Source organism: Amnibacterium sp. (assembly GCF_036559085.1).
Taxonomy (GTDB): Bacteria; Actinomycetota; Actinomycetes; order Actinomycetales; family Microbacteriaceae; genus Amnibacterium.
In genome coordinates this window covers 47383-67269 of sequence record NZ_DATBTU010000074.1, presented here as the reverse complement: position 1 = coordinate 67269, position 19887 = coordinate 47383, and the positions used below count along the sequence as shown (strand labels likewise).

At 68.7% G+C, this 19887-nt stretch carries 24 protein-coding genes, 2 tRNA genes and 2 pseudogenes; 16 read left to right on the top strand and 12 right to left on the bottom strand.

Features of this window, described 5'->3' with window-relative positions:
- The first annotated feature begins 10 nt into the window (after positions 1-10).
- Positions 11-247, top strand: a complete 237-nt coding sequence (locus VIG76_RS13545) for a hypothetical protein (RefSeq protein WP_331955031.1) — start codon at positions 11-13, stop codon at positions 245-247.
- Positions 248-578: 331 nt separating this feature from the next.
- On the opposite strand, the gene VIG76_RS13540 is transcribed toward VIG76_RS13545, so the two are convergent.
- Positions 579-654, bottom strand: a tRNA-Asn gene (locus VIG76_RS13540).
- A gap of 96 nt (positions 655-750) precedes the next feature.
- Here VIG76_RS13540 and VIG76_RS13535 point away from each other — a divergent pair.
- Both VIG76_RS13535 and VIG76_RS13530 read left to right on the top strand, forming a co-directional pair.
- Positions 751-1647: a sensor histidine kinase gene (locus VIG76_RS13535; protein ID WP_331955029.1), complete on the top strand. Its 897-nt coding sequence runs from the start codon at positions 751-753 to the stop codon at positions 1645-1647.
- The gene (locus VIG76_RS13530; RefSeq protein WP_331955027.1) at positions 1644-2060 is read left to right on the top strand and encodes a response regulator; all 417 of its coding nucleotides are present in this window, start codon (positions 1644-1646) and stop codon (positions 2058-2060) included. The genes VIG76_RS13535 and VIG76_RS13530 overlap by 4 nt, the downstream gene beginning before the upstream one ends.
- 26 nt (positions 2061-2086) lie before the next feature.
- Here the strand turns inward: VIG76_RS13530 and VIG76_RS13525 are convergent, their stop codons facing one another.
- Together VIG76_RS13525 and def are read right to left on the bottom strand one after the other, a co-directional pair.
- Positions 2087-2359, bottom strand: coding sequence for a GNAT family N-acetyltransferase (locus VIG76_RS13525; RefSeq protein WP_331955025.1), 273 nt, complete (start codon positions 2357-2359; stop codon positions 2087-2089).
- Position 2360: 1 nt separating this feature from the next.
- The gene (def, locus tag VIG76_RS13520) at positions 2361-2927 is read right to left on the bottom strand and encodes a peptide deformylase (protein WP_331955023.1); all 567 of its coding nucleotides are present in this window, start codon (positions 2925-2927) and stop codon (positions 2361-2363) included.
- Positions 2928-3026: 99 nt separating this feature from the next.
- Between def and VIG76_RS13515 the strand changes: the two genes are divergently transcribed.
- From VIG76_RS13515 to VIG76_RS13505, 3 genes are all read left to right on the top strand, one after another.
- On the top strand, positions 3027-3989 hold the full coding sequence (locus VIG76_RS13515) for a DMT family transporter (RefSeq protein ID WP_473964782.1): 963 nt from the start codon (positions 3027-3029) through the stop codon (positions 3987-3989).
- Between the two features lie 167 nt (positions 3990-4156).
- Entirely contained in the window at positions 4157-5389 is a 1233-nt protein-coding gene (locus VIG76_RS13510; protein WP_331955019.1) for a glycosyltransferase, read from the top strand.
- A 55-nt stretch (positions 5390-5444) separates the two neighbouring features.
- Positions 5445-6614 carry a glycoside hydrolase family 3 N-terminal domain-containing protein gene (locus VIG76_RS13505; RefSeq protein ID WP_331955017.1) on the top strand — a complete coding sequence of 390 codons (1170 nt, stop codon included), beginning with the start codon at positions 5445-5447 and terminating at the stop codon, positions 6612-6614.
- A gap of 3 nt (positions 6615-6617) precedes the next feature.
- On the opposite strand, the gene VIG76_RS13500 is transcribed toward VIG76_RS13505, so the two are convergent.
- Positions 6618-7415 carry an alpha/beta fold hydrolase gene (locus VIG76_RS13500; RefSeq protein ID WP_331955015.1) on the bottom strand — a complete coding sequence of 266 codons (798 nt, stop codon included), beginning with the start codon at positions 7413-7415 and terminating at the stop codon, positions 6618-6620.
- A 52-nt stretch (positions 7416-7467) separates the two neighbouring features.
- Here VIG76_RS13500 and VIG76_RS13495 point away from each other — a divergent pair.
- Positions 7468-7541 (top strand) — tRNA-Ile (locus VIG76_RS13495).
- A gap of 201 nt (positions 7542-7742) precedes the next feature.
- Here the strand turns inward: VIG76_RS13495 and VIG76_RS15215 are convergent.
- From VIG76_RS15215 to VIG76_RS13475, 4 genes and pseudogenes are all read right to left on the bottom strand, one after another.
- A pseudogene (locus VIG76_RS15215) lies at positions 7743-8462 on the bottom strand (tyrosine-type recombinase/integrase); the annotation flags it as partial.
- Positions 8463-9073: 611 nt separating this feature from the next.
- Positions 9074-10024: a hypothetical protein gene (locus tag VIG76_RS13485; RefSeq protein ID WP_331955011.1), complete on the bottom strand. Its 951-nt coding sequence runs from the start codon at positions 10022-10024 to the stop codon at positions 9074-9076.
- Positions 10021-10800, bottom strand: a complete 780-nt coding sequence (locus tag VIG76_RS13480) for an abortive infection family protein (RefSeq protein ID WP_331955009.1) — start codon at positions 10798-10800, stop codon at positions 10021-10023. Before VIG76_RS13480 ends, VIG76_RS13485 begins: the two co-directional genes overlap by 4 nt.
- A gap of 484 nt (positions 10801-11284) precedes the next feature.
- Positions 11285-11875: pseudogene (locus tag VIG76_RS13475) on the bottom strand (inositol monophosphatase family protein); the annotation flags it as partial.
- Between the two features lie 283 nt (positions 11876-12158).
- Here VIG76_RS13475 and VIG76_RS13470 point away from each other — a divergent pair.
- Entirely contained in the window at positions 12159-12629 is a 471-nt protein-coding gene (locus VIG76_RS13470) for a GNAT family N-acetyltransferase (RefSeq protein ID WP_331955007.1), read from the top strand.
- 68 nt (positions 12630-12697) lie between these two features.
- Here VIG76_RS13470 and VIG76_RS13465 read toward each other — a convergent pair whose 3' ends face one another.
- Entirely contained in the window at positions 12698-13267 is a 570-nt protein-coding gene (locus VIG76_RS13465; protein WP_331955005.1) for a hypothetical protein, read from the bottom strand.
- A gap of 934 nt (positions 13268-14201) precedes the next feature.
- On the opposite strand from VIG76_RS13465, the gene VIG76_RS15210 reads away from it, so the two are divergent.
- A complete protein-coding gene (locus tag VIG76_RS15210; RefSeq protein WP_414640647.1) occupies positions 14202-14474 on the top strand; it encodes an HAD family hydrolase in 273 nt (90 codons plus the stop codon).
- On the top strand, positions 14411-15088 hold the full coding sequence (locus VIG76_RS13460; RefSeq protein ID WP_331955069.1) for an HAD hydrolase family protein: 678 nt from the start codon (positions 14411-14413) through the stop codon (positions 15086-15088). Before VIG76_RS15210 ends, VIG76_RS13460 begins: the two co-directional genes overlap by 64 nt.
- Before the next feature lie 335 nt (positions 15089-15423).
- On the opposite strand, the gene VIG76_RS13455 is transcribed toward VIG76_RS13460, so the two are convergent.
- The 3 genes from VIG76_RS13455 to VIG76_RS13445 form a co-directional block, all read right to left on the bottom strand.
- A complete protein-coding gene (locus tag VIG76_RS13455) occupies positions 15424-15726 on the bottom strand; it encodes a site-specific integrase (protein ID WP_331955003.1) in 303 nt (100 codons plus the stop codon).
- Positions 15727-15828: 102 nt separating this feature from the next.
- Entirely contained in the window at positions 15829-16602 is a 774-nt protein-coding gene (locus VIG76_RS13450) for a GAF and ANTAR domain-containing protein (RefSeq protein ID WP_331955001.1), read from the bottom strand.
- A 47-nt stretch (positions 16603-16649) separates the two neighbouring features.
- Positions 16650-16790 (bottom strand): hypothetical protein, encoded by a 141-nt coding sequence (locus tag VIG76_RS13445; RefSeq protein ID WP_331954999.1) that lies wholly within the window; start codon positions 16788-16790, stop codon positions 16650-16652.
- A gap of 99 nt (positions 16791-16889) precedes the next feature.
- On the opposite strand from VIG76_RS13445, the gene VIG76_RS13440 reads away from it, so the two are divergent.
- The 6 genes from VIG76_RS13440 (at position 16890) to VIG76_RS13420 (ending at position 19887) form a co-directional block, all read left to right on the top strand.
- Positions 16890-17099, top strand: a complete 210-nt coding sequence (locus VIG76_RS13440) for a hypothetical protein (protein ID WP_331954997.1) — start codon at positions 16890-16892, stop codon at positions 17097-17099.
- Positions 17099-17611 (top strand): 4-fold beta flower protein, encoded by a 513-nt coding sequence (locus VIG76_RS15205; RefSeq protein ID WP_414640646.1) that lies wholly within the window; start codon positions 17099-17101, stop codon positions 17609-17611. Before VIG76_RS13440 ends, VIG76_RS15205 begins: the two co-directional genes overlap by 1 nt.
- Positions 17612-17871: 260 nt before the next feature.
- Positions 17872-18438 carry a dihydrofolate reductase family protein gene (locus tag VIG76_RS13435; RefSeq protein WP_331954995.1) on the top strand — a complete coding sequence of 189 codons (567 nt, stop codon included), beginning with the start codon at positions 17872-17874 and terminating at the stop codon, positions 18436-18438.
- 87 nt (positions 18439-18525) lie between these two features.
- On the top strand, positions 18526-18822 hold the full coding sequence (locus VIG76_RS13430) for a hypothetical protein (RefSeq protein WP_331954993.1): 297 nt from the start codon (positions 18526-18528) through the stop codon (positions 18820-18822).
- 31 nt (positions 18823-18853) lie between these two features.
- Positions 18854-19579 (top strand): AzlC family ABC transporter permease, encoded by a 726-nt coding sequence (locus VIG76_RS13425; protein ID WP_331954991.1) that lies wholly within the window; start codon positions 18854-18856, stop codon positions 19577-19579.
- On the top strand, positions 19576-19887 hold the full coding sequence (locus VIG76_RS13420; RefSeq protein ID WP_331954989.1) for an AzlD domain-containing protein: 312 nt from the start codon (positions 19576-19578) through the stop codon (positions 19885-19887). The genes VIG76_RS13425 and VIG76_RS13420 overlap by 4 nt, the downstream gene beginning before the upstream one ends.

The window sequence follows — 19887 nt, the reverse complement described above, 5'->3', positions numbered from 1 at the left end:
GAGGGTTGACATGCATCTGCACCTCAATCCGTGGATCTTCGTGCCGGCGTATGTCGTCGTCGCGGTCGGCATCGACCAGCTCGTGCTTCGCCGGCTGCGTGCCCGGCGTCAACGCCTGGGACTGGCGTCCGACGATCCTCGCGCGGACGACCGACGTGATTGGTGGCGCGCGGACGCCATCGGACGGCTGATCGTCCTCGCCGTGGTCCTCGTCGTGCTCGCGATCGTGTGGCTGCTCAGCCGTTGATCTCGCGGCGCTCCGGAGCCGCAGTGCAGTGCTGAGTCATGGTCTGACCGGCACTCATCGCATGACCCAGCCACATGCGGTGCGTGAGACGAACGCTCTCGGGTTGCGCGGCCGCGGCCGCGCAACGTCGCGCGTCAGACCCTCAGATGATCGCTCTTCGGCCATCGCCCTCGCGCGTGCGGGGCCGGGCGGGGGAGTGTGCCGAGTACCAGGACCGGGACGCGCTGAACGCTCCGCCGCTGACACGGCAGCAGAAAAGTGTGGCAATTGTGTGGCGGCGGACGTGACACCCACATCCACTGTTTTCAAAATGCCTGGTGACGAGCTTCTTTGGCTCCCCGACTTGGACTCGAACCAAGAACCTGCCGGTTAACAGCCGGCTGCTCTGCCAATTGAGCTATCGAGGATCACGGGCGCGAACGCCGTGCCCGGCAAGTGTAGCGGAAGGCACGCGAGGCCTCCTCCTCCAAGGCCGGAGCGTCGCCGCTGCCTAGACTCCCGGCATGCTTCTCCCATCCGCGCCGGGCGTCCTGGGCATCGCCGTCGCGGTGCTCGCGGTGCTGGCCGTGGTGTTCCTCGTGCTGTGGCTGCTCGCCTGGGCGAAGGTGCGGCGGATGCGGCGCGAGCAGGTCGTCGACGACCAGGAGTTCTCCCGCCTCGAGCTGTCGGTGGCCGACCAGAGCGGCCGGCTGCGGATCATCCGCGAGCTGCACGACCTCGCGGTCCACCGGGTGTCCGCGATGATCGCGCAGGCCGACGGCGCCCGCTACGCCGGGGCTTCCGACCCCTCCGCGGCGGTGCGAGCCGCCCAGGTGATCGCCGACACCGGACGCGAGACCCTCGCGGACATGCGGCGCGTGATGACGCTCGTGCGCGAGACCGAGGCGGAAGCCCTGCCGCAGCCGCGGCTGAAGTCGACGCGCGATCTGCTCAAGGTGATGCGGGATGCGGGCCTCGAGGTGCAGTTCGAGGAGGCCGGGGAGCCCTACGAGCTCAACTCGGGCGCCGAGCTCGCGGTCTATCGGATCCTGCAGGAGGCGCTGACCAACTGCCTCAAGTACGGGGGCGACGGCACCGAGGTGCGCGTCGCCTTCACCTGGACCGCAAGCGGACTGGCGGTGCGCGTCGACGACAACGGGTTCCGCAACGCGGTGCTGCGCCGGGGGCTCGGCGACGACGAGACGGCCGAGCAGCTCGCGTACACGGTGGAGGAGGACCTGAAGGCCCTCACGCAGGAGATCACCGGCCCGGGCATCAGCGACATGCGCGCCAGGGCCGAGCTCTTCGGCGGCACCGTCACGGCCACCGAGGTGCCCGGCGTCGGGTTCTCGATCGCGGCGACGTTCCCGACCATCCGCTTCCACAACGGCGTGCACGGCGTCGACCTCAGCAGGCGGTGACCGGGCCGGAGCCGATCCGGGTGCTGCTCGTCGACGCCGAGCCGCTGCAGCGGTCCGGATGGCGCCTCGCGATCGACTCGCAGGCCGACCTCGAGGTCGTGGCCGAGGCGGGCGACGGTGTGCAGGCGCTCGCGCTGCTGCGGCGGACGCCGGTCGACGTCGCGGTGCTCGACGTGCGGCTGCCGCGGATGAGCGGCGCGCAGCTCGCGAAGAAGGTGGCCGAGGATGCGCGGGTGCGCCTCATCCAGCGCTCGCCGGTCACCCGGGTCGTGCTGGTCACCGCGGCGGACCTCGACCACTGGGAGCGCGTCGGCGGAGAGCTCGGCGTGGACGCGGTGCTGACGAAGGACGTGGACCCGGAGCGGCTCTTCGCCGCGATCAGGGATGCCGCCGCGGTCCGTCGCGCGGGCTGACCCGCGCATCCGGCTGAGGGAGATCCTCAGGCGAGCAGCGCCTTGCGCTCCGGGTGCGCCTCGAACCAGTCGGCGACGTACCAGCACATCGGGCGCACCTGCTTGCCGGCCCGCTCGACGTCGTCGACCGCGTGGGTGACGATCTCGGCCGCCAGCCCGCGACCGCGGAACGGCGGATTCGTGAAGGTGCGGGTCATCGAGACGACCGTGCCGTTGTCCGCGTAGTCGAGCACGCAGGCGATCTGGTCGTCGAGGCGGCCCACGTACCGGCTGCGGTCGGCCTCGTGCTCGATGCGCACCTCACGCCTCCAGGTCGTCGACGCCCGGGAGCCAGCTGCTGCCCGGCTTGCCCCAGCGGTTCGCCGCGATCGCCTTCCGCGCCCGGCGGCCGTGCAGGAAATCGAGCCGATCGACATAGAGCACGCCGTCGAGGTGGTCGTTCTCGTGCTGCAGGACGCGGGCGAACCAGCCGGACGCGTCGAGCTCCACCGGCTGCTGCTCGAGGTCCACGGCGGTGAGCCGGGCGCGAGCCGCGCGGCGCAGCGGGAAGCGCTCGCCGGGCACCGACAGGCAGCCTTCGGCCTCGGCCTCCTCATCCGCCTCGCCGATGGGTGTCGGGCTGAGCCAGAGCTGCGGGTTGATGGCCACGCCTCGCCGGGGGCCGGCCGGGTCGTGGTCGTAGGAGTAGACGAAGAGGCGCAGCGGCACGCCGACCTGCGGGGCGGCGAGCCCGACCCCAGGCGCCTTGTCCATCGTCTCGAACATGTCGGCGACGAGGGTCCGGAGGGTCCCGTCGAAGTCGGTGACCTCGCGCGCGGGGGTGTGCAGCACGGGGTCCCCGGTGATGCGGATGGGCAGCACCGTCATGGAAGCGGTCCTCTTCGCGGCAGGGGAACGGGACGATGCCAGCGTATCGACCCGGCCTGCGGGGCCAGTGCCGGATAGGGTTCCCCCGTGCCGCCCGCGATGATCCCGCTCGCCGCGTCGGTGGGGCATCTCCCGGTCTCGCTGAACTCGGCGCAGGCGATCGGCATCCCGATCGCGCTCGTCGGCGCGGTGTTCCTCAGCTTCGGCGCCCAGTTCCAGTCGCGCGGGGTGACCCAGCTGGAGGTCCTGCGCCACACGGCGAACGCCGACGGGACCTTCAAGGAGCACGCGGAAGGGCTCGGACTCGGCGAGCTGCGGGCCCTCATCCGCAGGCCGGCCTGGGTCATCGGCACCGTGATGCTCGGGCTCGCCGTGCTGCTGCAGCTCACCAGCCTGCGGTTCGCGCCCCTGATCGTCGTGCAGCCGCTCGGTGCGATCGCGCTGGTCGTGACCGCCATCCTCAACTCGCGCCTCACGCACACGCATCTGAACCGACTCGTGGTCAGGGCGATCGCGCTCTGCATCGGGGGCGTGGCGGTCTTCGTCACGATCGCCGCGTTCACGGCGACGGACGCGCCGATCACCGACGCCGAGCTGGTGACGATCATCGTGCTGCTCGCCATCGTGCTCGTCGTCTTCGGGGTGTTCTACGCGATCTTCCGGAAGCGGATGACGCCGATCGCCTACATCAGCGGCGCAGGCGTGCTCTACGGCTTCGTCGCGACGATCGCGAAGACGACGATCAACCGGGTGGTGCAGTCGCAGTTCGACTGGCTGACCGCGATCTGCCTGATCGGGCTGCTCGCGGCCGGGGTCGGCGGCCTGTACCTCGTGCAGACGGCCTACTCCGTGGGGCCGCCCGACCTCGTGATCGCCGGCCTCACCGTCGTGGACCCCCTCGTCGCGGTGACGATCGGCGTCGTGGTGCTCGGCGAGGCGTCCCAGGCGCCGTGGTGGGCGCCGATCGCGTTCATCATCACGGGGGCGGTCGCGGTGTTCGGGGTCTTCCAGCTCGCGCGACATCACCCGCAGCTGGCGCAGGTCCCCGACACCTCCGCCTGACCGGCGCGCCGCACAACGCCGACCGGGCGTTTCACACCATGCGCTACCGTCGAGCACGGCCCGCGGCCGATACCGGAACGGGCCCGACACCTTCGAGGGGACGCGCGATCACGAACACCACGGATGCCGGACATCCCGAGGGCGAGCAGAAGCGGCTCACCGTCCTCATGGGAGGGGACACCTTCGCGCCAGACGTGAACGGCGCGGCGAGCTTCAGCCTGCGCCTCGCGACCGGGATCGCCTCCCGCGGGCACGACATGCACATCATCGCGCAGTCCCACGACGGCCGCGAAGGCGCGTTCCAGGAGGAGCACCTCGGCCAGATGCTCACCGTGCATCGGCTGAAGAGCTTCCGCTGGCCGCTGCACGACTGGCTGCGCGCCGTCTACCCGTGGGCGATCCACGGGCACGCCCGCCGGATCATCAAGGAGATCCAGCCCGACGTCGCGCACGCGCAGTCCCACATGCTGATCGGCCGCGGCGTGATCACCGAGGCTTCGAAGGCGAAGGTGCCGCTCGTCGTCACCAACCACTTCATGCCCGAGAACCTCATCGAGCACACCCCGCTGCCTCGCTTCGTGTGGCCGCTCGCCATCGCGCTGGCTTGGAAGGACGTCGCGCGCCTGTACCGGAAGGCAGGCGCGCTGACCACGCCGACGAAGCGCGCCGCCGCCTACCTCGAGTCGAAGACGGGCCTCCGGCACGTGCACGCGATCTCGTGTGGCATCCGCATGTCCGACTACACGCCGGACTTCAGTCCCAAGCCGGATGCGCGGATCGTGTTCTGCGGCCGGGTGACCGGCGAGAAGATGCTGCCGGATCTCATCGAGGCCGTCGCGAAGCTGCCGGCGGATCTGAACGCGCAGCTCGACATCGTGGGCGACGGGGATCAGCGCCACAACCTCGAGCGGCTCGCAGCGAAGCTCGGCATCAGCGACCGGGTGCACTTCCCGGGACGCGTCAGCGACGAGGAGCTGCGCGCGACGCTCACCCGCGCGACCGTCTTCGCCATGCCGTCGACGGCCGAGCTGCAGTCGATCGCGACGATGGAGGGCATGGCCTCGGGCCTGCCGGTCGTCGCGGCCGACGCGATGGCGCTGCCGCACCTCGTGCGCGATGGCGAGAACGGCTACCTCTTCCCGCCGCGCGACGTCGCGGCGCTCGCCGACCGCCTCGAGCGGGTGCTGCGGATGCCGCACGAGGAGCGCCAGGTGATGCAGCGCGCGTCGCTCCGGCTGCTCGAGCCGCACGACATCGACACCACCATCACGGTGTTCGAGCGGCTCTACCGGGGCGAGGACGTCACCGACCCGGTCACCGAGGTGCCGCCGCTCAGCGCGAAGGTCCGCGACCAGTTCCGGTCGCTGGCCCGGCGCGCGAAGAGCGCGATCTCGGACTGACCGCCCGGCCGTGGCGGGGCGTGGCGGTTCCGCGCGAGCGGCACGGCTCCTCGCCGTGACCGGTGCGGCCCTGCTGCTCGCCGGATGCGCGGCACGGCCCGCCGCTTCCACCTACACGCCGAGCATCACGCCCGCGCCGTCGGCGAGCCCGAGTCCGGCGCCGAGCCCGACCCCGTCGCCGACCTCGACCGTCGCGCCGAGCAGTCCCACGGATGCGGCCGTCGCGCGGATGACGGTCGCGCAGCAGGCGGGCACCGTGCTGATGACCGCGGGCACGGTCGACGAGCTGCCGGGCCTCGCGTCCCTCGTGCACGACGACGGCCTGGGCGGCGTGATGATCCGCGGCCGCAGCAGCGTCGGGGTGGACGGGGTTGCCGCCGCGGTGCGCAAGGTCACCGGCGCCTCTGGCTCCTCCCTGCCGCTGCTCGTCGCCACCGACGAGGAGGGCGGCGAGGTGCAGGTGCTGCGCGGCCCCGGCTTCGGCGACATCCCCTCCGCCGTCGACCAGGCGCGGAGCTCGCCGGCCGCGCTGCAGCTCGCGACGAAGCGCTGGGGCGCCGCGCTCGCGGCCGCAGGGGTGAACCTCGACCTCGCACCGGTGGCCGACACCCCGTGCCCGGCCGACCTGCACGACAACCCGCCGGTCGCCGACCTCGACCGGAACTACGGCGACGATCCGGCGGCCGCCGCCAGGTCGGTGTCGGCCGTGGTCCGAGGGCTGGCAGCGACGGGTGTGGGCGCGACGGTGAAGCACTTCCCCGGGCTCGGCTGCGTGACGAAGAACACCGACACCGATGCCGATGTGGTCGACAGCTCGATCACGGTCGACTCCGCGCGGCTGCAGCCCTTCACGGCCGGCATGGCCGCCGGGGCGCGAGCGGTGATGGTGTCGAGCGCGATCTACGACCACATCGACGGCTCGCAGCCCGCGCTGTTCTCCTCGACCGTGATCGGCGCCCTCCTCCGCGACAGGTTCGGCTTCACCGGCGTCGTGATGTCGGACGATGTCGGCGGCGCCGCGGCCGTGCAGGCCTGGACGCCCGGTCAGCGGGCCGTGAAGTTCGTCGAGGCCGGCGGCGACCTGCTGCTCGACATCGTGCCGGACCACATCCCCGCTGAGCGCGCCGCCCTCGTGGCCGCCGCGCAGGCGGATCCGTCGTTCGCCGCGAAGCTGCGCGCCGCGGCCGTGCACGTCGTGGCTGCGCGGCTCGCGATGCACTCCTAGGCGCTACGCCGAGAAGAGATCCACGATCCGCGGACCCCAGGCCCGCAGGTCGCCGGGGGTCCGGGCGACATGCATCGTCGCGTTCGGCAGCAGCTCCGCGAGGCGCTGCGAGGTGGACACCGGATGAGCCGGGTCGTCCGCCCATGGCAGGAGCAGCGTCTCGTGGGGGAGCACGGCGATCAGCTCCGGGTCCGGGAGGTCCGTGGCGGCGGCGCCGCGGAGGACCGTCGGGATCAGGGTCTCCGCGATGTCGGCAGGCGGCGGCGGCCAGACCCCGGCGGCGTCGAGGATCGGCAGCGGGGGCAGCGACGTCGACCCGCGCACGAAGGCGTCAAGCCCGCGCTCCTCGATGAAGCGGGCGCCGGCCTCGTAGAGCTGCGCCTGGGCCGGTCGGGTGGCCCATGCGGTGGGCGGGATGACGAGGGCGAAGCGGCGGAAGCGCTCTGGCGTCCGCGTCGCGGCCGTCAGCGCGGTGCCGACGCCCATGGAGGTCCCGATGATGTCGACCGGCTCGTCACCTGCCACGTGCTGCGCGAACGCGAGCAGATCGTCCGCGAGGCGCGGCCAGCCGTAGTCCTCCGGATCCCGCCGGCCGGTGGACCGGCCGTGCCCGCGCGCGTCGTACCGGATGAGCCGGAAGCCGACCTCGGGCAGGGCGCTCCAGTCGAACACCCACGACGCGCGCTCGTTCGCCCTCGAGTGGGTGAGCCCGTGCGCTGCGATGACGATCGGGCCGTCCTCCGGGCCGGTCACGTCGTAGGCGAGGGTCGCTCCATCGAGCTCGAGGTGCAGGTCGGTCACGGCGCCAGCGTATGGAGCGGACCTGCGCGCCCGTCGCGGCTATCGTCGTCGCGGGGCGGTAGCTCAGCCGGTCAGAGCAGGGGACTCATAATCCCTCGGTCGCGGGTTCAAGTCCCGTCCGCCCCACAAGCCCGGAATCATGCGGATCTGGCGGCCCGAGGGCAGCTTGGTCGAGGCTCCAGGGCCGCCGTTTGACCACATTTTGACCACATCTGAGCGCATCGCGGCCTCATCGAGGCGGTGCGCTACGGCGTCCAGGTCATCGTCGAAGAGGTCTGTGTAGACGTCCAGAGTCATCGAGGCGGACGCGTGCCCGAGCATCTTCTGGACCGCCTTGACGTTCGCGCCCGCTGCAACGGCCAGGGATGCCGCCGTGTGACGGAGGTCGTGGATCGTCATGCTCGGCAGCCCAGCGGCCACCAGGGCCCGGTCAAGCCACGAGTGCTCGTGCACCGTCGGGGTCCGCAGGTGGCGCCCCGCGGCGTCGGCGAACAGCAGGTCGTTCGGCTGCTTGCCGCGCATCGCCTCGGTGACCGCGTGCATGACGAACGGCGGGACCGGCACGCTGCGCCGCTTGTGGGTCTTCGGCGTTCCGACGATCACTTCACCGTTGACCAGCACGGCGTTCTGGACGACCTTCAGTCGGGCTCGCCCCAGGTCGACGTCCTTCACCCGGAGTCCGCTCACCTCGCCCCAGCGGAGGCCGGTGTAGGCCAGGACTCGGATGAGGGTGGCGTACTCGCCCGCGGCCTCTGCCAAGGCGTGCACCTGCTCGTGCGTGAGGTAGCGGTGCTCGCGACCGACCTTGCGCGGCAGCGAGACCCCGCGAGCGGGGTTGGAGCCGATCCGTCGATCCCGAACCGCGGCCTCGAGAATCGCGGACAGGATGCCGTGGGCCCGAAGCACGAGGGAGGCGGATCGCGGGCGACCGTGGCTGCTTCCGTTGGTCAGCCGCGCGACCCAATCCTGGACGGCGCCGAACCGCACCTCGCTCACGAGGAGGTTTCCCCAGGCGGGACGGACGTGGAGGCGCCAAGCCGATTCCATCACCGCCACGGAGGACGGCTTCAGGTGCGTCTGGCCGGCCAGCCACGCGTCGCCCAGAACAGCGATCGTGACCCGCCCATTGATCGGGTCGAGATACGACCCGTCGGCCTTTCCGATCTCGACCGAGGCGAGAAAGAACTCGGCCTCACGCCTGGTCTTGAAGCCCCGCTTCGTGGTCTGCGAGTGGTCGGGCTTGCGGTAGCGGACGCGGTACCGCTTGCCGGCCGCCGACTCGTAGGGCTCCACCGTCGCCATGGCGAACCTCCTGCCGGAAGAAGAGTCCACCCCTCGTCTGACAGTGCCAGCACCGAGCACAACCAGGGGCTGCAGCGCAAGCGCTACAACCTACGGGCCGAGGCTCGCGCGCTCGTACCAAGGAGCTCGATGCCCAAACCGTTGCGGTTAGCGCACGACGCGCTCGACAAGGCCGTGTTGAACGCCTACGGGCTCCGCGTCACCGTCTCGGATGTCGGGCTGCTGGAGCAGTTGTTCCGCGAGTACGCAGCCCGCGTTCAGGGCATGCTGCGGACGGCAACGGCTGCGAAGAAGGCCGTCAATACTGCCAAAAAGCTAGTCAAGGCCTGAATCGCCACCCCAGCGCTGCGTCCCAGTCAGATCGTCCGCTCGTCCTCTTCGGTATCGGGGTCCGCGATGCCGCCGAGGAGGCTGAATAGCAGCCATTCGTCGTCGCGTCGTTGCGATTGGGGCAGTGTCAGGAGACCTGCGCCTTCGATGTGACGAGCAGTGTCCTGCACGTCGTTGATCATCGGCGCCGCTTGGTGCTTCACCTCGCCGAGCTGGGCAGTCGAAGGACCGTAGACCTCGTCAACCGCTCCGCACCACGTCCATCGGTTGAGGTTCTCGACCTGCAAGTCCTCAATCGTGGTGATCGGGATATCAATCTTCCACGACCCATCACCCCGGTACAGCCGCTTTGGGTAGGGACCGCCAGCGAGGCGCACGCCCAAACGCTTGCGAAGAGGGATCCAGTAGCCAAACATGTCCCAGTCGCCGTAGCGGAGTGCCGCGATGGCTCGGTCGTTCAAGATGAAGTCGATGTTGTCTGAGCGGAAGAACTCCCAACGGGCGCGAAAGACTGCACTGGCGACGCGTTGCGTGTTCATGGCGTAGCCCACATCGATGCGTTCCCGGGGTATGCCCGTTTCCTCAGCGAGCTCATCCAGGCTCCGTTCGAGGTCGGGCGCGCGGGTGAACTGGGAGGTGATGTACGCAGCAACCGCCACCCACGCGTCTGCGGGAAGTTCTCCGCTCGGGCTTGCGTCGATGGCGTCGACTGGCGCGTGAGCGAGTCGTTCGAATGAGGCAAAGTAGCGGTCGTTGTCGAGTCCCTCGATCATCTCGCCGCGGTAGAGGTCGCGGCCGAAGCCGACGTTCTCGGCCTTCGTCATGAAGGTGACGTCCGGACCAAGCCGATGCACGGCGACAATGCTCTTGCGGAGCCGCTCTAGCACGGGGTGCTCGGCGAAGTAGCCGATGGACGCCGCTGGCACGTGGTGGCGCTTGTCCTGGCCGCCCGCCGACTTGTCCTCCGCAGAACTCATGATTCCGTGGGGCGTTCGTTCGCACTGAGCTTGCGGTCGATGTAATCGAAAACGGTGCGTCCTGCGTTGATCGCCAGCAGTGCCTCGGGCTCGTCTAGGAGAGCCGCGTTGGGGTGTGCGACGCTCGCGCGGTTGCGGATCGGATTCAAAGTATCGAGCACACTAGCCATCGAGTTCAGGAGCTTGGTGAGGTCGTCCGCTCGAGGTCCTGTCGGCTGAAGAGCAGGATGTGACTGCCGAAGCGCCTTGAGCGCCTGTGTCGAGGTCGGGTCTGAGGGAAGGGTGACCCCGGCCGCCTCGCAGAGAGCGAGGAGGTGGCCGTGGAGCGCGGTATGGATGCGATCGACGGCACTTGTCGGCCCTCCGGCTCGCATCAAGTCCTCGGCGTCGTCAAGTGCCCGGACCACGACCGCGCGCGTGTGAATGGGTGTCTCGACCCCAACTACGGGAGCCCCTTCGAGCCGGCGCGCCCAGGTTTCGAGGTCCGCCCGAAGTTGTTGTCGCGCCGGTGTTGTCGCATCGTCCCCACCGAAGCGCTCGATAACGCCGCGAACAATCTTCGCCTGATTACGTGGCGGCTGCGAAGACAGGATAGCGATGAAGCGCTCTCGGGTCGTGCCTTCGTACTCGTAGGGATCGACATCAAGGTCGCAGTACTCGGTATAGAACTCCGCGTGCGTCCGGTAGCTGAAGTCACCCAAGTAGCCACCCTCTACTCCAACGTAGCGGTTGACGATAATTGCGATCTCGCGATTTGTGAGGCCCATTGTTCTCATTACCTATTCTATAACCGATTAGGTCACGAATATACCAGGGCTGGCGCTTGGATAATTCGAGCGCTTTCCTGTCGTTGTGGCATAATGATGGCGATGGAACAAGGACGTGAAATTGAATCCAGGCGAACACATGGACGCTCTATGTCGCTAATTTGGACGGAACCGTGCTGAGTTCGCAAGGCTCTCTGGATGACGCGGTCGCGCGCTGGCTCATTCAGGACCGCGAGGGACGTCTGTGAAAGACGCCGATCACGAGTCTCTGGCAAATCTCCAGCGAAAATCAGCGCCGTCAGCACGGGTGCAACCTACCTCGAATCTTCACGCACTCTCGAAAACGATCGGCTGCATGAATGCCGCACGTGCTCGCTCCACGACCTCGGTAAGAAGGTCCGTGCCATCTTGCGCTGCGGCGACGCGGGACCAAAACCCGGTGCACCACTCCACGCCTCGGCTGGTTCCGCTTCGAATCATGGCTCTCAGGTGGCTAGCCCTCCTGGCTCGACGCTGGCTGCGGATAGCCGAGTGTGGCGAGCAGCACAGGGTGGAGAGCAGCTTTGGAGTAGAGGCCGCCCCCTTCATCGCCCCTGCTGTTTCCAAGTCGGGTGGTGAATCGACCTCCGGCTTCTTGCACGATGAGGATCCAGGGTGCGTGGTCCCAGAGGTAGTACCGCTCCGCGAGGAATGCGTCGATCTGGCCGTCGACGAGCTCGACCAGGGGCAGTGGAGACATCGGCGTGCTGCCGGCTCCCGCAGGCAGATGCGCGGCGGAGGGGCCGGCGATCGCTTGCAGGCGAGCGTGAGCCACGTCGGACCTGCGACTGACCTGCAGGCGTCTCAGGTCTGCTCCATCGGGCCAACGTGAGGTGAAGGACCCGCCGCCTCGAGTTGCCCACCAACGACGTGCCAAGGCTGGCGCAGTGACCACTGCAATTTCCGTCTGGCCCTCGACATCGAGGGCGAGTTGGACGCGCCAATTCGGGTCCTGACGGCTGAAGAAGGATGTGCCGTCGATCGGATCGATGATCCACATGCGGGCCGAGGTTCCGAGCCGCCCGAACTCTTCGCCCAACAGTGCGTCTGACGGTCGGACGACGGACGCGTCTCGCGAATTACCTGCTCAACCGCCAAGTCCGCTTCCGTGACTGGGGTCCCGTCAGCCTTGGCTGTCGCGGTAACGCCGTTCTCGAAGAACCTCAGCGCCACGTGCGGTGCCGCGTCAGATATCTCTAACGCCAAGTGAAGGTCGTCCGTGTCGTCCACGGCCGGAAGCTATCAGCAGTGCGTTGGCGTCAGGTTCACGGTTCGACGCCGACCGCACCCAGCATGGTTCTGTGAGGGGTATGCATGAGGATGGCGACGTGGATTCAGACGATATTCGTCCCCTTGTAGCGGCCGACGCCGGAGAGCTGCTGACCCTACAGCGGGCGGCGTACGCGACCGAGGCGCAGTTGTATCGAGACGCGTTCCTGCCCGCGTTGACGCAGACCCTCGACGAGGTGCGGCAGGAGCTGCAAAGCGCGCAAGCTCTCGGCCTGCGACGCGGACAGCGTCTGATCGGCGCGGTGCGGACCAAGACCGTCGGCGATGAAATCGAGATCGGCCGACTCACCGTAGCTCCGGACCTCCAGGGACAGGGGATCGGCACCCGTCTGTTGCTCGCTGCGGAGCAACTCGCGCCACAGGCACGATCTGCCGTGCTGTTCACCGGTCACCTCAGTACGGCGAACCTCCGGCTCTACGAGCGGCACGGCTACCGCGAGACTCACCGTCAACCCCTGAAGCCGGGCGTCGAACTTGTCTACCTCCGCAAAGAGATCTCGGGCCCCTGAGCGTCGGCAACTACCTGGCGCGAAAACGATCGTCAGGCTGAGACCATCGGGCGGCCGCTTACGCTCTGTCAGCCCAGAGCGATCGTGCTCCATTGTCGATACGCAGCGAGGTCCGCTCGACCTGCGTCGAAAGAGTCCATGCCGCCTGAGCCGAACTCGTTCTTGAAGTAGTCCAGCAGGTCGCTGCCGTAGAAGATCACGTCGCTCTGGTGCACGGAGAAGACCGGCGCTCCCGGCCCGGCGGGCGCTGCGGGGGTGTAGCGGTGGCTGAAGATCGGCACGAGCTTGTGCCAACGCTCGATGTGCGGCTTCGCGAGGGCTGCCGCGTCGCTGTCGTCTTCCGGCCTGGGGCCCCAGCCGGCGTCCCAGTAGGAGTTGTGGGCCACATCGAACAGGACGCCTTCGGTCGGGCTGCCCAGGCGCCAGCGCAGGTCGTCCTCGGGGTCCTGGCGCCAGTCGACCCAGTCATCGCCGCTCGGCAGGGCCAGGCGAAGAAGGCCCCGGTGGTCAGGACCGAACTCGAAACCGAACGTGTCCTCGACCGCTCGGAACTCTTGAGCGCTGAGGCCGGGAGCGAGCGTTACGCCTCGCTCGGCGAGAAAGCTCACGCATTCATCCGCAATCGACACGGTGTCCACCCCCGAGCGGGAGCGTACTTCTGGTCATGGTGGCGGCGTAGTCCCCGAACGCGTGCCCGGTCAGAAACCATCCTCCAGGTGAGAAACGGTGGTGCTCGCTGCATCGGCGGACCGATGACCGCTTAGAGCGCTTAATAGGCGAAACGGCTTGAATAACTGCATCGGGACCGGGGGATTCTCAAAACCCGTCTCAAAACCTCGACCCTGTGGGCGGGCTTCGATCGACGGGTAATGAGACTCCGACCGGCTCCTCGGACCGCGGCACCGGGACTGTCGGACGTACATCGGACGATGGCATGTGCGTGCTACCTCGCCTGTCCAGGACACCCGAACGCCGGGTAAGGCGAACTTCATGCCTGGACCGAAACCCCCGTCGTCGGCCCCGTCGTTGAACACGACGGGTCTGGCGACGGGGGTTTGGGTGTCTTGCCCTGTCTTGGTCTGCTTCCTCGGCGGATGCCGTACGCGAACCACCCTCACTCTGCGTTCCTTGAGAGAGGGTGGTTCGCGTATTCAGGAAGCAGACCAAGACAGGGCAAGAAGACAAGGACTTTCAAAAGGTCAATAGAGATGAGGGAGTGGGTGATAACAGGAGTGAATTCATTTCACGAGCGGGAGTGGCGAAGGCAGGGCGCGGCGGCGACGGTGTGTCAAGTAGGGGAGTCGGTGAGCAAAGGGCAGTGATGGCGCGGGGCTAAGAGATCGGCGACTGGCGCAGATTTGGGGAAGGATGCGCGGCGGCGAAGGCTGAGGCGCGGCGGCCTCTGGGGGACCGTGTACGTGGAAAGTTGAAGGCGCACCAGGATGGCGGCGGCTCACCCCGGGTGGGCATAGGCCGGAAGCCCGCGGACTAATCGGAAATCGCTCGCCTTATCGGCCGCTGACTTACGGCAGGGGCGCTGCGGCTCGGACCGCCGCACCGTACTTTGGCCCTATGGCGTCGACCGGCGGGAGAGCACAGGACCTGTACATCTCGGATCTGGATGGCACCCCACTGACCTCGGAGGGGCGTTTGAGCGCCTCCTCCATGGCCACCATCAATGCGCTGATCCGAAATCGGGGCCTCCTTTTCACCTACGCGACGGCGCGCTCGTTCCTGTCGGCGAAGAAGCTCACCGTCGGGTTGCTGTTGCGGCTCCCGGCATCGTCTACGGCGGTGCGATGGTCGTCGCACCGGAAACCGGCGAGATCGAGTGGGCGAACATGATCTCTCGCGAGTCGATCGATCACGTCCTGGGCCAGTACGCCCGGCAGGGCGCCTCGCCACTCGTCTACTGGATGTCCGGAACAGAGGACAAGGTGAGCTGGCTCGAGGGCACAGAGACGGGCGGGATCCGCAGCTACCTATCGTCGCGCCGCGGGGACCCGCGATTGCTCCCCGTCCGCTCCTGGAGCGATGTCGACCGGGATCGCGTCTTCTACGTCACAGTAATCGGCGGGAGGCATGAGGTGGAGCCCCTTACCCGGCGGCTCCGGTCGGGTCCGAGTCTCGCGCGCTCGCTCCACATCGTCCAGCAGCAGGACACCTATCGCCCGGAGGAGACCTGGCTCGAGCTCACGGATGCGAACGCGACCAAGGCGACAGCTGGGCAGCAGCTGCTCGAGCGACTCGGTGCGACACGGCTGATTTCTTTCGGCGACAACCAGAACGATCTGCCTCTCGCCCGCATCGCCGACCTGTCGCTGGCAACAGCGAACGCGACCGCCGAGTTCAGGCAGGCCGCATCCGAGGTCATCGGGAGCAATGACGCCGACGGCGTCGCTCGGTGGCTGGCGAAAGAAGTGCGGAGAACCACCGATGCGAAGGCCAGGCAAGGCTGAGAGGTCTGCTGATCGCGAAGCGCTCGAGCCGGGGCCGGAGTTGATGGTCGATGGGTTCTCCAATGCTCGAGACCTCGGTGGGCTGCCGCGACCAGGTGGTGGGCTGGCTCCCTTCGTTGTGTTCATCCGTTCGGATCAACCGGACCTCCTGGAGGAATGTCCCGAGACCTCACCCATCACCGCTGACTTCGGATCGCCTTCTTGACCACATTTTGACCACACTTGCCACCACAGCCTCGTGACTGGAGCCGGTGCAGGTAACCGAAAAAGCCCGGAATCATGCGGATCTGTCTCCGCTGGAAAGCCTCTATAACCAAGGGTCTCGAGCAGGGGACTCATAATCCCTCGGTCGCGGGTTCAAGTCCCGTCCGCCCCACAAGCCCGGAATCATGCGGATCTCTCGGCCCCAGGGCAGCTTGGTCGAGGCTCCAGAGCCGCCGTTTGACCACATCTGAGCGCATCGCGGCCACATCGAGGCGGTGCGCTACGGCGTCCAGGTCATCGTCGAAGGGGTCCGTGTAGACGTCCAGGCTCGTCGAGGCGGACGCGTGCTCGAGCATCTTCTGGACCGCCTTGACGGTCGCGCCCGCTGCGACCGCCAGAGATTCCGCCGTGTGAGGGAGGTCGTGGATCGTCATGCTCGGCAGGCCAGCGGCCACCAGCGGCGACCTCTGACCCCGAAGCGGCACGCCACTTCGCCAGCCAGAGAACCCCTTCAGGCGCGCGGCGTGCCGGCGAGCCTACGCAGAGGACCGGCCGCGTCGGTCTCCTCCTCCGCCTGCCGCGGCGTGGTGTTGTGCGGTGAGCACGAGGCGCCGCTCAGTCACGGCACGGGCCAGAGTCTGCAACGTCTGGTTGGTGGATCGGGCGTGTGTGCGGAGGACGGCGAATGCTTCATCGATGGTGAGGTCGAGGGACTGGGCGATCAGTCCCTTCGCCTGTTCGATGACGATGCGGCTGTCGAGCGCACGTTGCAGCTGTGTGCTGAGGTCGCGCAGGTGCCGGGTGCCGCGTTCCTGGAGGATCGCGATGGTCGCAACGTCGGTGAGTGCTTGGGCGAGGGCGATGTCCCGTTCGTTCAAAGCTCCTACCGTGGCGTGGAACAGATTCATCGTGCCGATGGTCTGACCATCGACGCGCATCGGCGTCGCGTGGACGGACCGGTAGCCTTCCTCGAGCGCTGAGCGCTGGAAGTCCGGCCACGGGTCGCCGTCCTTCTCGATGTCGCCGAGGGTGATCGCTCGACCCGTCCTGAAGCAGTCCCAGCACGGGCCCGCCTCCGCGGCGAGTTGTACGACCTCGACGACGTCGACATCTTCGGCCGATGAGGCCATCAGCTGAAGGTCCCCGCCTGCGTCCGCCAGCAGTAAGCCGCCGGCGTCCGTGTCCATCAGGTCGATGCAGGCGTCGATCAGCGTGTGCATCAGCTCGACGAGGTCGAAGTCGGACACGAGCGTGTTGGTGAGGGAGACGAATGCCGCGGTCGTTCGAGCCTCGCGGCTTGCGCTGCCCATGACCACTTGCCTCCTGCTCGTGGATGTCTGTGCATCCGATGACGGTGTCACAGCCGCCCGAAGTCGAACCGGCGGGTAATGGCCTCCCGCGCGAGCCCGTCGAGGGGAACGCTGGAGGCGAACGCCGGCTCGCGCGATCGGAGCAGCGCGCTGCTGGCCCGCAGCCGAGTCGGGCTCACGACCACCACGCCACGCCCCCTTGGCAGCCACCGAGTCCACTGGTAGATTGACCACGTTGCTCTGGCCCCCGGCAACGGATCTTTCCGTTGCTGCGTGGAGGAGTGCTGATGGTCAGCATCGAGTCTGCTCACCGTTCACCTGTCGCGCCGACGGACCGGCGAATCGGGCACTTCGATGGCGAGAACCGCGACTGGTCGCGCGCAGCGCAGGGCAGCGTAACCGCTGCCCTGCGGGCGAGCAGTGGAACCACGATCCTGCCGGTCCTGCCCGATGGCACCATCATCGGCATCGCCGGCGAAGCGACCGGCAGCCAGTGATGCACCCCGCGACGGCCCTCATCCCAGCGCGACCTCCCCTCGAGTCGTCGGCAGGATCGCCCGCCTGGACGCCCGCCATGGTCGGCGCCGCCACGGTGGAGCCGGTGTTCGATCACGCCGGTCTCGTCTGTGCTTGGATGCTCCCCGGCCGGCTCGTCGGCCTGGCCGGGGGGACCCAGGCCTGGCTCAGCGAAGACGCGCTCTACAGCCGCGCCGGCACCCATATCGGCATCCTGCATTCGGGCCTGTTCTGCGGCACGGACGGGCTGGTCAGTGGGTTCCTGTCCGACGCCGGCGGACCCCCCGCGTTACCGCCGAAGGAATCGACGCCTCCGGCGCCGTCCTTCGTGCCTCCCGCACCGCGGCCCCGGTGGAAGCCCCGGCTCGTCTGCGTGCCTCCGCGCGACGAATGGGCCACCTACGGATGGTCCGGGTTCCTCATCTCGGCCGGTCGACCCGCGGTCTCACCGGAGCGGGCTCGACCGCGATTCCCCGCCGGCACGAGACGTTAGGACGCCGACCATGCGCGCCTCGGACGAGGGTCCTCGGCTGGACTCGATCGAATGCCCGCGCTGCTACATCCTCTTCGACCTGGTCCACCGGGTCCGTACCCCGTACCTCGTCTGCCCGCGATGCCACCTCGCCCGCATCATCCCGGTCTGATCGCCGGGCACCGGCGCCGGGTCGCGCGTGGGCGGATGGAGCCTCAGGGAGGATCCGGCTGCCCCTCGCCCCCTGGTGACGTCGGTCCCGGGGCGGCGAAGATCGTCGCATGCACCTCGTGACCTGCACCATGGGCGTCTCGGCCGACGGGTTCATCGCGGATGCCGACGGGTCGCTCGACTGGGGCGCGCCGGACACGGAGCTCTTCCGGTTCATCGTGGACGAGCAGGTCAAGGTCGGGGCCTATCTGCTGGGCCGGCGGCTGTACGAGACGATGCTCTCCTGGGAGACCGCGGACCAGGACCCCTCGCTCGGTGCCGCGGAGATCGAATGGGCGCGGCTCTGGAACCCCCTGCCGAAGGTCGTGTTCTCCACCACCCTGTCGTCGGTGCAGGGTGCCGCGCGGCTCGCGACCGGCGACCTCGCGACCGAGATCGAGCGGTTGCGGGCGGAGCCGGGGGACGGCGAGATCGCCGTGGGCGGCGCGATGCTCGCCGGCCAAGCGGCGGCAGCCGGGCTGATCGACGAGTACCGCATCCGACTGTCCCCGGTGCTGCTCGGCGGGGGCGTCCCGTTCTTCCCGCAGCAGGGGACCCGGGTGGCGCTCGACCTCGTCGAGAGCCGCGTGTTCCCGGCGGGCGTCGTCTTCCTCCGATACCGGGTGCAGGGGCACTGAGGAGCCCGACCGCGGGTGGAGTCGCGCCACGTTCTGGGGTGGCGCCGGTCGCCGGATCCGCGCGGAGCGCTTCGCTGGGTCGGGAGGGTGTCCACCACCTCGATCACCCAGCAGCAGGCCGCACCGGGAGCACCGGCGCGCCATCCCAGGACGAACCCGTGGCAGCGGGGGCTGGCGTTGCTCGCCCTCGTCCCGGCAGTACTCGGGGCCGGCGTCGTCGTCGCCCTGACGCAGAACCACGCGGGCGACGGCTCCGCGGTCGTCGAGCTCTCCGTCGCGCTGCGGGCGTTCGGCGTCGCCTTCTCGTTCGCGCTGCTCTGGCTCGTGGTGGCGCCATCGACTGGCAGATCAAGGAAGCGGTCCGGGGCCGCGCCTGACCGGTGAGCCTGGAGCGAACGCCCAGCATGCTTGATCGGTGACCGACGCAGCATCCGCCGTTCCCGTCCAGGACGATCGTCGCGCCGTCGTCCGACAGGGGGTGTCGGTGGCCGTCGCGACGGGGCTCTACGGCATCAGCTTCGGTGCGCTCGCCGTCGCGAGCGGGCTGAGCGTGCTGCAGACGTGCCTGCTGTCGCTGCTGCTGTTCAGCGGCGGATCGCAGTTCGCGCTCATCGGCATCCTCGGCGGCGGCGGCACGGTCGGCGCCGCGGTGGCGGCCTCGTCGCTGCTCGGGCTGCGGAACGCGCTGTACGGGCTCCAACTGGCTCCGACGATGCTGCCGGCGGGCTGGCGCCGGTTCGCGATCGCGCAGCTGACGATCGACGAGTCGACGGCGGTCGCGGTCTCGCAGTCCGCGCGGCCGCTGCGGCGACTCGGGTTCTGGGTGACCGGGCTCGGCGTCTACATCGGCTGGAACCTCATGACGCTGGCCGGGGCGCTCGCCGGCGACGCGCTCGGCGATCCCAAGCGCTTCGGCCTCGACGCGGCAGCATCGGCGGCGTTCATCGCCCTGCTGTGGCCGAGGCTGCGGTCCCGCGAGCCGGTCGCGATCGCGATCGTCGGGGCCGTCGTCACGACGGTCCTCATCCCCGTGATCCCGCCGGGCCTTCCGGTCATCGCCGCGGCCCTCGCCGGTGCCCTGGTCGCCGCGTTCTGGCCCGCGCGCTGGAGCGCGAAGGCCGCCCCGGGAGCCGGTGAATGAACGCGTGGATCGCGGTGCTCGCCGCATCCGCGATCGCGTACGGCTTCAAGCTCGCCGGGTACACGGTGCCACCGGTGTGGCTGGAGCAGCCGCGCGCGGTGCGGATCACCGAGATGCTGCCCGCCGCGCTGCTCGCCTCCCTGGTCGTGCTGCAGACCTTCTCGACCGGGCCGCACCTCGTGCTCGACGCCCGCGCCGCCGGCCTCGTCGTCGCGATCGGCGCGCTGCTGCTGCGCGCGCCGTTCATCGTCGTCGTGGCGCTCGCCGCGGTCACGGCCGCCGTGCTGCGGATGCTCGGCTGGAGCTGA

What these genes read in the sequence shown, in the direction of transcription:
- VIG76_RS13545 (WP_331955031.1), top strand. Translation starts at nt 11, where the DNA reads ATGCATCTGCACCTCAATCCGTGGATCTTCGTGCCGGCGTATGTCGTC.
- VIG76_RS13535 (WP_331955029.1), top strand. Translation starts at nt 751, where the DNA reads ATGCTTCTCCCATCCGCGCCGGGCGTCCTGGGCATCGCCGTCGCGGTG.
- def (WP_331955023.1), bottom strand. Translation starts at nt 2,927, where the DNA reads ATGACGGTGCTGCCCATCCGCATCACCGGGGACCCCGTGCTGCACACC.
- VIG76_RS13515 (WP_473964782.1), top strand. Translation starts at nt 3,027, where the DNA reads ATGATCCCGCTCGCCGCGTCGGTGGGGCATCTCCCGGTCTCGCTGAAC.
- VIG76_RS13510 (WP_331955019.1), top strand. Translation starts at nt 4,157, where the DNA reads ATGGGAGGGGACACCTTCGCGCCAGACGTGAACGGCGCGGCGAGCTTC.
- VIG76_RS13485 (WP_331955011.1), bottom strand. Translation starts at nt 10,024, where the DNA reads ATGAGTTCTGCGGAGGACAAGTCGGCGGGCGGCCAGGACAAGCGCCAC.
- VIG76_RS13480 (WP_331955009.1), bottom strand. Translation starts at nt 10,800, where the DNA reads ATGAGAACAATGGGCCTCACAAATCGCGAGATCGCAATTATCGTCAAC.
- VIG76_RS15210 (WP_414640647.1), top strand. Translation starts at nt 14,202, where the DNA reads ATGGCGTCGACCGGCGGGAGAGCACAGGACCTGTACATCTCGGATCTG.
- VIG76_RS13455 (WP_331955003.1), bottom strand. Translation starts at nt 15,726, where the DNA reads ATGACGATCCACGACCTCCCTCACACGGCGGAATCTCTGGCGGTCGCA.
- VIG76_RS13450 (WP_331955001.1), bottom strand. Translation starts at nt 16,602, where the DNA reads ATGGGCAGCGCAAGCCGCGAGGCTCGAACGACCGCGGCATTCGTCTCC.
- VIG76_RS13440 (WP_331954997.1), top strand. Translation starts at nt 16,890, where the DNA reads ATGGTCAGCATCGAGTCTGCTCACCGTTCACCTGTCGCGCCGACGGAC.
- VIG76_RS15205 (WP_414640646.1), top strand. Translation starts at nt 17,099, where the DNA reads ATGCACCCCGCGACGGCCCTCATCCCAGCGCGACCTCCCCTCGAGTCG.
- VIG76_RS13435 (WP_331954995.1), top strand. Translation starts at nt 17,872, where the DNA reads ATGCACCTCGTGACCTGCACCATGGGCGTCTCGGCCGACGGGTTCATC.
- VIG76_RS13420 (WP_331954989.1), top strand. Translation starts at nt 19,576, where the DNA reads ATGAACGCGTGGATCGCGGTGCTCGCCGCATCCGCGATCGCGTACGGC.